At 68.9% G+C, this 10478-nt stretch carries 9 protein-coding genes; 4 read left to right on the forward strand and 5 right to left on the reverse strand.

Features of this window, described 5'->3' with window-relative positions; translation table 11 throughout:
- Positions 1-50: 50 nt before the first annotated feature.
- On the reverse strand, positions 51-1979 hold the full coding sequence (locus ACZ5VC_RS22675) for an ABC transporter ATP-binding protein (RefSeq protein WP_469121845.1): 1929 nt from the start codon (positions 1977-1979) through the stop codon (positions 51-53).
- 192 nt (positions 1980-2171) lie between these two features.
- Positions 2172-2534 (reverse strand): winged helix-turn-helix transcriptional regulator, encoded by a 363-nt coding sequence (locus tag ACZ5VC_RS22680; RefSeq protein WP_469122128.1) that lies wholly within the window; start codon positions 2532-2534, stop codon positions 2172-2174.
- A 119-nt stretch (positions 2535-2653) separates the two neighbouring features.
- Here ACZ5VC_RS22680 and ACZ5VC_RS22685 point away from each other — a divergent pair, with 119 nt between their 5' ends.
- The 3 genes from ACZ5VC_RS22685 to ACZ5VC_RS22695 all read left to right on the forward strand — a co-directional run bounded on the left by ACZ5VC_RS22685 (position 2654) and on the right by ACZ5VC_RS22695 (position 8257).
- Complete coding sequence (locus tag ACZ5VC_RS22685) at positions 2654-3511, forward strand: SDR family oxidoreductase (RefSeq protein WP_469121846.1); 858 nt, start codon at positions 2654-2656, stop codon at positions 3509-3511.
- A 536-nt stretch (positions 3512-4047) separates the two neighbouring features.
- A complete protein-coding gene (locus ACZ5VC_RS22690) occupies positions 4048-5940 on the forward strand; it encodes a DUF2075 domain-containing protein (RefSeq protein WP_469121847.1) in 1893 nt (630 codons plus the stop codon).
- Between the two features lie 205 nt (positions 5941-6145).
- Positions 6146-8257, forward strand: a complete 2112-nt coding sequence (locus ACZ5VC_RS22695; RefSeq protein ID WP_469122129.1) for a DUF2075 domain-containing protein — start codon at positions 6146-6148, stop codon at positions 8255-8257.
- A gap of 55 nt (positions 8258-8312) precedes the next feature.
- On the opposite strand, the gene ACZ5VC_RS22700 is transcribed toward ACZ5VC_RS22695, so the two are convergent.
- The 3 genes from ACZ5VC_RS22700 to ACZ5VC_RS22710 all read right to left on the reverse strand — a co-directional run bounded on the left by ACZ5VC_RS22700 (position 8313) and on the right by ACZ5VC_RS22710 (position 9578).
- Positions 8313-8441 (reverse strand): DUF6408 family protein, encoded by a 129-nt coding sequence (locus ACZ5VC_RS22700; RefSeq protein ID WP_469121848.1) that lies wholly within the window; start codon positions 8439-8441, stop codon positions 8313-8315.
- Between the two features lie 301 nt (positions 8442-8742).
- Positions 8743-9240 (reverse strand): DUF5710 domain-containing protein, encoded by a 498-nt coding sequence (locus tag ACZ5VC_RS22705; RefSeq protein ID WP_469121849.1) that lies wholly within the window; start codon positions 9238-9240, stop codon positions 8743-8745.
- Between the two features lie 8 nt (positions 9241-9248).
- The gene (locus ACZ5VC_RS22710; protein WP_469121850.1) at positions 9249-9578 is read right to left on the reverse strand and encodes a hypothetical protein; all 330 of its coding nucleotides are present in this window, start codon (positions 9576-9578) and stop codon (positions 9249-9251) included.
- Positions 9579-9781: 203 nt separating this feature from the next.
- Here ACZ5VC_RS22710 and ACZ5VC_RS22715 point away from each other — a divergent pair, with 203 nt between their 5' ends.
- Positions 9782-10369, forward strand: coding sequence for a hypothetical protein (locus ACZ5VC_RS22715; RefSeq protein ID WP_469121851.1), 588 nt, complete (start codon positions 9782-9784; stop codon positions 10367-10369).
- Positions 10370-10478 lie beyond the last annotated feature (109 nt).

The raw sequence follows: 10478 nt of genomic DNA on the forward strand, positions 1-10478 counted from the left end.
CGGGCCCCGCGCCGGCGGACGTGTCGTCGCTCCCGAACGCACTGCTCTGGTCAGTTCGCCCCGGTCTCCGTGCGTGGCGAGGGAACGCCCCGGTCGTTCTGCAGCTCCCAGAGTTCCCGGAAGAGGCCGGGGCGCGTGACGAGATCATCGAACGTGCCCTGCTGGATGATCCGGCCGTGCTTCATCACCACGATGCGGTCGGCCACGGCGACGTTGGTCAGCCGGTGGGTGACCAGCACCACGGCGCGCTCCTGGCCGATCTTGCGCAGCCCGGCGAAGATCCGGTGCTCGGCCCTGGGGTCGAGGGCGGAGGTCGGTTCGTCGAGGACGAGGAGCCCCGCCGGGCGGTGGAAGGCGCGGGCGAGGGCGAGGCGCTGCCACTGGCCCCCGGACAGTTCCACGCCGCCCCACCACTGCCGGGCGAGCAGCGTGTCCAGGCCGCTGCGCAGCTCGTCGACGACCTCATGGGCGCCGGAGCGGGCGGCGGCCTCCAGGACGGCACGGTCGCCTCCGGCGGTGGGTTGCCCGAGGGTGATGTTCTCGCGCGCGGTCAGCGGCCAGTGCGCGTAGTCCTGCGGTACGACGGCGGTCTGCGCCCACATCGCCTGCGGGGCCAGCTCGCCGACGGGTGTCCCGTCCCAGGAGACGGTGCCGCTGGTGGGCAGGTACAACCCGGTGAGCAGCTTGCTGAGCGTGGTCTTGCCCGAGCCGTTCTCCCCGACCAGCGCCAGGACCTCGCCGCGGCGGACCTCCAGCGTGACGCCGTCCAGGGCGGCGGTGTCGGAACCGGGGTAGCGGTAGACCAGGTCCTCGACCCGCACGACGTCCGGCGGGGCGGGGACGAGAGAGCCGCGTTCCATGCGGTGGCCGCCCGCCTCCTCGATGAAGTCCGCCCAGTCGTCCAGGTACAGGCCGGTGCGGAACAGACGGGTGCCGTAGCCGACGATGCCCTGCAGTGAGGAGCCGACGGTGCGCAGGGCGAAGACGGCGGTGCCGCCGGCGGCGATCGTCATGTGCCCGGTGGCCAGCAGGGCCAGGAGCGCGGCCCATACGAGCCCCGCCGCCACGCCGCCGATCACCGCGCCGAACAGGGCGTAACGGGCACCCCGGTGGACGGCCTGGTCCGTGGCCCGGTCGACCCGCTCACCGATCGACCGGTAGCGGGCCAGCAGGAATTCGGCCATGGTCCCCGAACGCAGCTGGTCGGCGATGTCCTTGTCGACCATGTACCAGCGCAGCAGCGCAAGGGTGCGGCGCTCGGCCGACACGGCCCGGCTGGTCTCGTACTGCACCCGGGCGCCCTTCATGCCGGCGATGCCCTGCGGCAGGGCTGCCAGCACCAACAGGGGCAGAAGCAGCGGATGCAGCACGGTGACCACGCTCGCGGCGGCCAGGAGGGAGGCCACGCACGCCATCAGCTGCTGCGCCTCGGTGAGGAGGTCCTGAGCGACGTCGGCGCCCCGGTCGGCGGCGTCCCATCGGTCGTTGAAGCCGGGGTTGTCGTACGCGGCCAACTCGGCGTGGATCGCGGCGTCGAGCATCGCCATCTCCGCCTCCCGCGAGATCCGCGGGGCGAGGCGGGAGGAGATGTTGGTGACCGCGATGCCGAGCAGGGCCCGCAGCCCGGCCGCGGCGGCGAGGACGGCGATGGAGGGGAGCGCGTCCCACAGTCGGTCGGTGATGTCGCCCGAGGCGATCAGCGCCGAGATGGTGGAGGTGGTGGCGAGCAGCCCGAAGGCTTCGAGGAACGCGGACAGCGCCTGGCAGGTGAGCAGGGCGACGACGGCCCTGCGGTCCACCTTCCACGCCAGCGCGAGTGCCCGGCGTACGAGTTGGGGGAGCCGGCGTGCCATGGAGCGGGTGGTGATCGGCTGCCGGTCGAACACCGAGACGGCGGGGGAGCGGAAGCGCAACTCCTCGGTGTGGGTGGGCTTTTCCCCTGGTTGATCCGTGCTCCGGTCGGTGCTCCTGACGGTCACGAGGCCCCCCTCGGTCGTGTGGCGTGCGGAGCGTTCCACAGTGGTGGGCCGGTCGGGGCGACGCGCCGGATTCGAAGGAGGTTCGCCCGAGTGAGGGAGAGGCGTCCACAGCAGTGGTGCCTGTTGACGCACTCTCACCGGGCAGACCCCGCGACCGCGGCAGGAGCGGGCGCAGGGCCCGACGGCTCCGGGCTACGCGGTCCGGGCTTCGTCGTACGCGGTGCGGGCGGCCAGTACATCCGGGGTGCGGCGCTCGGTCCAGCGGGCGAGTGCCCAGACCTGCTCCGTGGCCTCGCGGCCCAGCGGGGTGAGCGAGTAGTCGACGCGTGGGGGGATCACGGGCTGGGCGTCCCGTACGACGAAGCCGTCCCGCTCCAGCGTCTGCAGGGTCTGGGCCAGCATCTTCTCGCTGACGCCGCCGACCTCCCTGCGCAGCTCGCTGAACCGGTAGGAGCGCTCGACCAGCGCGGCGAGGATGAGCACCCCCCAGCGGCTGGTGACGTGCTCCAGCACCCCACGTGAGGGGCACATCGGCTCGCGTACCGCGGGCGGCATCGGCTTGACCTGGTTGCTTACGTCCACGCCAGTACCTTACTTCAAAGTGGGTACTTACGAATCCACAGCGCTCTCCGTAGGGTGGTTTCACGCTGACCGACCCACCAAGGAGAAGAATCATGAGCATCGTCGTCACTGGAGCCACCGGAGCGCTCGGCCGCCTCGTCGTGGAGGAACTGCTCGCCCGGGTTCCCGCCGGGCAGATCGCCGCCGTGGTCCGGGACACCACCAAGGCCGCGGATCTGGCGGCCCGCGGGGTCGAGGTCCGTCCGGCGGACTACGACGACCCGGCGAGCCTGGCCGGTGCCTTCCGCGCCGGTGACCGGGTCCTGCTGATCTCCGGCAACGAGGTCGGGCGCCGCGTCCCGCAGCACATCGCCGTGATCGAGGCCGCCAGGGCCGCGGGCGTGGCACAGCTCGCCTACACCGGTGTCCTCGGGGGCCCCGCGGCCGACTTCGACCTGGCCGCGGAGCACAAGGCCACCGAGCAGGCGATCCTGGACGCGGGTCTGCCGTACACGTTCCTGCGCAACGGCTGGTACCACGAGAACTACACGGCCCAGCTGGGCAGCGTCCTGGAGCACGGTGCCGTCGTGGGCAGCGCAGGCGAAGGCCGGATCGCGTCCGCGGCGCGCGCCGACTACGCGGCCGCCGCGGCCGCGGTGCTGACCGGCGAGGGCCACCTGAACAAGGCGTACGAACTCTCCGGCGACACCGCCTGGAGCCTCGCGGAGTACGCGGCCGAGGTCGCCGCGCACGCCGGCCGCGCCATCACCTACACCGAGGTCCCGGCGGACGCTCACCTCTCCATCCTCACCGGCGCCGGCCTGCCCGAGGGCTTCGCGGCGATCCTCGTCGACGTGGACGCGGCCATCGCCCGCGGCCGGCTCGCGGGTACCAACGGCGACCTGGCCCGCCTCATCGGCCGCCCGACCACCCCGGTCACGGAATCGATCAAGGCGGCCCTGGCGTCCTGACACCCGGGGCCTTCCGCAGTTGTTGGCGCCGGTGGGAGTGACGGCTGCCAGGTCGGCGACCTCTTGCGCCGACCACCTTCGGCACTTGGGCTGACGGATGCGCGGCCCCGTACGGCCGAGGCCGGGCGTGCGGCCGAATCCCTCGGCGGACAGGCGGTCACGGCCGTCCGTGTGGCGTAGCAGGCGCGGGCCTGCGCGGTCACCACCGGCGTGAAACCGAGGCGCCGGCGAGTGCCCAGGAGCTCCCTGCTAAGGACCCGGCCGCACCCGAGACGGATCCGCCTGGCCCTGGTCGGTCTCGGGCAAGAGGACAGCAGCGGCTGCGGCGACGGGTGAGCGTGAAACCTGCCCGCGGTCGACGGTCGCTGCGCGGGCCGAACCGACCCGAATGCGCCCTGCCACAAGGCTGTCAGTGCTGCCGGGTACCCTCGACTCATCGTCAACGCGGCCCGACGGGCTTCCGCTCCACCCCGGTGGAGTTTCGAAGGACATGCCCCCACCCGCACGAGTCTCTTCGTGCTGCCCGGGGGAAGTCCTTGCTGTTCCGCGCGTCCGCGAAAACGGTCGCCGTCATGGCGCTCGACGGTTCGCTGTTCCTGCACCTCACCGACAAGTTCGTCCACATGCACGGCTACCGACCCGGCACCTCGGAGGTGCGCTCCTGGGAGCGCAGCATCCCCGTCCTCGCCACTGCGCTCAACGACGCGGGCCTGGGCGACGTGGAGGTCATGCTGGAATACGGGCTCCCGCTGAACAGTAAACGGGCCGACGTCGTCCTTGCCGGAGTCCACCCGGCCACGGGGGAGCCGTCGTACGTCGTGGTGGAACTCAAGCAGTGGAGCCAGGCGGTTCCCCATGAGGACGACCCCACCCTGTGCCTCGTCGACGCCTACGCTCACCCGGTCCTCAACCCGATCGAGCAGGTGCGCCGCTACTGCGAGTACCTCGTCAACTTCAACGGGGCGGTGGCCGAGCACGGCCACCGGGTCAACGGGGTGGCGTTCCTGCACAACGCCACCGAGTTCGGTGTGATCGGGCTGAGGGAGATCGAACGGGACGGCCACGGCCTGCTCTTCACCGGGGAGCGCCGCGGTGCCTTCCTGGACCACCTCCGTACGAGGCTGAGCGACAAGCACCCGGGGTCAGGGGCGGCGGACGAATTGTGCGCAGGCGTTGCCGTGCCGTCGAAGCAGCTGATGTCCGTGGCCGCCGAAGAAGTGCGGGAGCGCACTCAGTTCGTGCTCCTCGACGAGCAGCAGGTGGCCTACCGCATGGTGCTCAACGCGGTGCAGAGGGCGAAGAACGCCGACCGCAAGGAAGTCGTCATCGTCACGGGAGGCCCCGGCACCGGAAAGAGCGTGATCGCCCTCCAACTGCTCGGAGAGCTGTACCGACGCGGCATACCGGCGCTGCACGCCACCGGCTCCCAGTCCTTCACCAAGACGATGCGGAAGATCGCCGGGGCCCGCAAGCGTGAAGTCCAGGACTTGTTCAAGTACTTCAACAGCTTCATGACCGCCGAGAAAAACAGCCTGGGCGCCCTGATCTGCGACGAGGCCCACCGCATCCGGGAGACCTCTGCCAACCGCTACACCCGCGCCGAGCACCGGACCGGCAGGGCTCAGATAGACGAACTCCTTGACGTCGCCTACGTGCCCGTCTTCTTCCTCGACGAGCACCAGGTCGTGCGTCCCGGCGAGCTGGGCACCGTCGCCGACATTAAGGAGGCGGCGGCGAAGCGGGACATCCCGTGCCACGTCGTACCCCTGGACAGCCAGTTCCGCTGCGGCGGCAGCGACGCCTACCTGCGCTGGGTGGTCCGACTCCTCGGACTGAAGCCCGGCGGACCGGTCACCTGGGAGCCCGACGGCCGCATGCAGCTCCTGGTTGCCGACAGCCCTCAGGAGATGGAGGCGTTCCTGGAGGCCCGGCGAGCCCAGGGCTACGGCGCCCGTATGTCCGCCGGCTACTGCTGGCGCTGGTCCCCGGAGCCCGGGCCCGGCGAGCCGCTGCCGCCCGACGTCGTCATCGGCGACTGGGCCCGCCCCTGGAACCTGCGCGGCGACCGCTCCGTCTCCGGCGCGCCTCCGGCCGCCCTGTGGGCCACCGACCCGGCCGGCTTCGGCCAGGTCGGCTGCGTCTACACCGCCCAGGGCTTCGAGTACGACTGGTCCGGCGTCATCATCGGCCCCGACCTGCTCTGGCGCGGCGACCGCTGGGTCACCGAACGCACGGCGTCCAAGGACCCGGTGTTCAAGCGGTCCACCTGCGACGCCGACGTGGACCGCCTGATCCGCAACACCTACAAGGTGCTGCTGACCCGGGGCATGGTCGGCACCGTCGTGTACTCGACCGACTTGGAGACGCGGGAGAAGCTCAGGGAACTCGTCGGCAGTTCAGCGCGGGAATCGGCTCGGGTACAGGCGTGACAGCGGAACGCTCGGCTGGAGAACGCCCTCGTCGTGAATCGGCCAAGCCATTCCGTTGAACAGGCCGAAATGCGTTCGCCGTGCCCAGGACGAGTCGGTGCTTGTCTAAGATCACTGACACCGGTCGCGGCCCGACGGGCTTCCTGCGTGGACACGCCCCCACCCGCACGAGTTACTCGTGCCCTGGGGGAACCTCCTCGTGTCCATGCTCCTGCTGCGATTGTCGGCACGGGACCTGCTGGCTCTGCACGCACGGCGCCGCTTGGTGCCGCACCTGGCCGCCCGCTGGGTGCACTTCGGGCGAGGCGAGTCCTCCGATGGCGAGCGCTCCGCGTGGGCCAGGAGCCTTGTCTCCCTCGCCGAGGACCTGGTGGCCGCCGAGCGGGGCAACGTCGAGATGATCGTCGAATGCTCGCCAACCGTGGACGAATCCGAAGGTTCGGCCGAAGGCGGGCAGATCGACGTTGTTCTCGTGGGCAGGCACCCCGCGGAAGGCACCCTTTCCGTGCAGCTCGTCGAGTTGAAGCAGTGGTCGGCGGTGACGAGGGTAGAGGCTGCGACAGCTGATCTCGTCTACGTAGACGGGATCGACGATCCGGTCAAACACCCTGCCCTTCAGCTCAGTGAATACCACGCACTGTTCACCGGCCCCACAGGTCCGCTGAACGGGCTGCAGTTCGAGTGTGGTGGGTTCGCGTATCTGCACAACGCCACGGATGAATCCGTCCGGCCACTGCTCAGTGTCGACGCGCCTACCGGTCCCTATGCGCACACGTACACGAGTGACACCCGGGACAGGCTTCTCGACGACCTGCGGCGCCACTTCACCGCCGAGGACGACTACTCGGCGGCCGAGTACATACTGCACCGGATGAACCTCCGGAATACGCCGCTTCTCGACGCCATGGTCAACTCATGCGGAGAGGACACTGTCTTCACCTTGCGGGGGCGTCAGAGGAAGGTGGCCGATGACGTACTCGCGGCTTCGGAGCTGATTCTGGACAGTCCGAACCGAGAGGCGATCGTGCCCCGTCCGCAGCGTGCCGTCTTTCTGATCACCGGAGGACCCGGCACCGGGAAAAGCGCCATCGGGTTGCAACTACGAGCCGATCTCGAAGCCGCCGGTCGAACAGTGAAGTACGCCAGTGGTTCGCGGGCCTTCAACGCCGCGATCAAGGAGAACGTCGGATACACCGAGGCCGCGTTCCGGGAACGTTTCGCTTACTTCAGCAGTTTCGTGAAAGCGCCGAGTCCGCCGCTGGACGTTCTGATTTGCGACGAGGCGCACCGGATACGGGACAAGACCACCAACTGGCGCCTCCCTGCCGAGAAGCAGGGCACGAAGGCACAGGTGGACGAACTGCTCGACGCATCACGTCTGACCGTCTTCTTCCTCGACGCCGGGCAGACCGTTCGCCCGCACGACGTCGGCACCGTGGAACTCATCGAGGAGGCCTCGCGACATCGCGATGTGATCGTCCGTCGCTACCATCTGACCGAGCAGTACCGATGCGGAGGAAGTGACGCCTATCTCCGATGGGTCCGAGCGTTGCTCGGCGTTTCGGCGCAGGAGCCGCACGAATGGGTCCCGGACGGACTCATGCACATCGAGGTCGTCGATACGCCCGACGAGATGGAGCACATCGTCCGCACGGAGTTCGAGGCAGGTGCGACCGCCCGGATGGTGGCTGGATACTGCTGGCCCTGGAGCAAGCCGGACGAGAACAAGAACCTCCAGAGGGACGTGCGCATCGGTGGCTGGCACCGCCCGTGGAACGCGTCCAGCGAGTCCTTCTGCGCCAACGGTGAGCCGCCGTCGAGAATCTGGCCCGTACACGATGTCGGCATCGGGCAGATCGGCTGTGTCTACACCGCACAAGGGCTTGAGTGGGACTGGTGCGGGGTGATCATGGGCGATGACATGGTCTGGCGTACCGACCGCTGGGTCTTCCGGCGTGGGAAGCAGCGCAAGGACCCGAAAGCCGACGTGATGCGGGTCGCGAAGCCGGGGTCGCTCGATCCGAAGGTTCGGACCAGCACCCTCGACGACGACGAATTCGCGCGCTGCGTCCGTCACGCCTACCACGTCCTGCTGACCAGAGCGAGCCGGGCGACCGTCCTCTACTCCACCGACGCGGAGACCCGGCGTCACCTCAGGAAGCTGGTCGGGGAGACCGACGTGCAGGGGCTCCGGCCGACTCAGTCGACCATCCCGCCCGAACTGAGGATCGCGCGGCGCAGCGGGGCCGCACGGAGCCGCAGGGCCCGACGAGCACAGAACAAAGCCAAGTTGAAGAACGAAATGATGTTGTTCTGAGCCCTGCGCTCAAGGTGGAGTGGCGGACCCCCCGGGTGCCCGCCACCCGCCTGCTTCAGAAGAGCAGGTGCGCTGTCGACATCATCGCGGCCACCAACAGGTTGGCGACGATATTGATGGCGACGTCCACCAGGACCTTACGGAGCCGGGCGAAACGCGCAGGCTTGTACTCGGCAGGGTTCATTGGTGACCACTCCTTGGCGGTGAGACAGGAATGGTGGGGGGACGGCCCACCGGGCATCCACTCACACGCCGCGCGAATCCACGCGGCGATTCACCATCACTGCTCACATGCCGCCGACTGGCGCATGAACTCCGCGCTCGTACCCCTCCGGGAGGATGCGCAGCCCGAGTAACTTTACGGCACGCGCAATTGTGTAGTCACATGAACGAGGAACCGCGTCTGCGCGTGTCGGTAGCCCGTCTGCCGGCGATGGACGACGTGCGCGCTCAACGCAGCCATGCGTGCGGCATTTCAACGGACGTCAGGACGCCGGCGGCAGCCACCGTGCAGCCTGCTCGCGGCTGACCTTGGCGGCGTCCACGTACCACTTTCGGCGCCTGGGATCCCACCGGGCGCCGAGCTGCTCCTTGGCCTCGTTCCTGTCCGCGCAGGGGACTTCGAGATAGAGGCGCTCTCCGTCGGTGCGGCCCGCTCCGCCGGCCTTCCCCGCGCCCGACGCTCGTGGGTTCCACGCCTCCTTCTCCTTGCGGGCACGCTCGATGACCCGTCCCACTCGCTCGCACGCCACCGGATCGGTGAGCCGCATCATCAGGTCGGTGGGGCCATTCTTGGCCAGGGGGTTCAACGAGCCATGCCACAGCACGCTGCCGTCCAGGATCAGTACCTTCTCGTGCATCCGCTCGCGGAACTCGACCCTGCAGCCCACCCCACGCAGTTCGTCGACCAGGTCCTGGACACGTTCCGCCGACGCACCGGTCGTCGGCTCCTGCGGATTCCTGGTGGTGACCGTCACCTGCACGCCGTCCACTATCCGCTTCGCAAGGTGCGCCGACCATGCGCGGACCGACTGGCGGTCGAGGAACGGTGACGCCGCGGGCTGCCCCGGCCGACCATCCACCCGGCGCTCTCCAGCCGCACCGGGTGTTCGGGCTGGCCCACTGTTCCGAGGCGTTCGGCGAGTGTGCACCACCCGGCCGCGTCGTCCTCACGGATCTGCACGTTCGCCGGGGAGTTGCCCAGGTCCACAGCGGTGGTCAGCCGCACGCTGCCGTCGCTGCGCAGCTCGGCAGCGATCTCCAGTCGGACCGCGGCCGGCAGCTCGTCCACTGGATACGGCCCGGTTGACTCCTGCGCCATCTCCACCTCCGAGGTGATCGGCTCATCGCCATGGCATGTGCCCAGGCCTCACATGCCATGGCGAGCCTACGTACACCGAGGTGGGGCAAGTGCGTTTCCGGTCAGCACTGGTTCTGGGGCTGCCTCCGGCCTGCCGTCATCGATGTCGCCGAGAGCGCTAGTGTGTCCGCTCCGACACGGTCCGTAGAACGGGAGGGGGACCCGTGAAGCTCACCTATCTCTGCTTCGAGGGCACACCGCATGAGCTCGATGCACCCAAGGTGGTCCGTGAGCTTGTGCAGCAGCAGCCCGGCACGGTCGACACCGCTCGCCGGAGGCCTCAGGTGGTCGCTGACCCCGATAGTGATGACGTCGTGGACTTCCGATGGCAGGTCGAGGGCGACGTGCCGGGGGTGGCGGACGAGGGGCAGGAGACGGTGAAGGCGCAGCTCGCCTTCAACCCCGCTGCGCAGCAGTTCATCGACTTCATGGCGGAAGCTGGCTCCTGGGAGAGCGTCGGAGTGCACGGCATCAAGCGCAAGACGTGGCAGGAGGGCGATCCGCTCGACTATTCCGGGTACCTCCGCCTCCGCCGCAAGGGCGGCCAGTTCGGCGGCTTCGCCTATGTTTTCGCGTCCACGGGCTTGATCAACTTTCGTCTGCAGCACAATGATGAGATCGCGGAGCTGGCACCGGACGCCTATCCGCTCACAACTGGCCACCCTCGATACAGGGTGAACATTCAGATTCGTGATGAAAACACCCTGAAGCAGGCTCTCGCTCTGGCTGAACTCGCTTACGACGCGACGTGAAGGGCGTTTTGCTCGCGTATGTCATTGATCGGGGCTCTTGTCGCCTGTATCGGCAAGAGGCGGCGCGAGCATCCAGCCCGCGTGGGCTGAATGTCCTATAGTCCCGTCC

This window comes from Streptomyces sp. NPDC033174 (assembly GCF_055577795.1).

What these genes read in the sequence shown, in the direction of transcription:
- ACZ5VC_RS22680 (WP_469122128.1), bottom strand. Translation starts at nt 2,534, where the DNA reads ATGCCGCCCGCGGTACGCGAGCCGATGTGCCCCTCACGTGGGGTGCTG.
- ACZ5VC_RS22685 (WP_469121846.1), top strand. Translation starts at nt 2,654, where the DNA reads ATGAGCATCGTCGTCACTGGAGCCACCGGAGCGCTCGGCCGCCTCGTC.
- ACZ5VC_RS22695 (WP_469122129.1), top strand. Translation starts at nt 6,146, where the DNA reads ATGCTCCTGCTGCGATTGTCGGCACGGGACCTGCTGGCTCTGCACGCA.
- ACZ5VC_RS22700 (WP_469121848.1), bottom strand. Translation starts at nt 8,441, where the DNA reads ATGAACCCTGCCGAGTACAAGCCTGCGCGTTTCGCCCGGCTCCGTAAG.
- ACZ5VC_RS22710 (WP_469121850.1), bottom strand. Translation starts at nt 9,578, where the DNA reads ATGGCGCAGGAGTCAACCGGGCCGTATCCAGTGGACGAGCTGCCGGCC.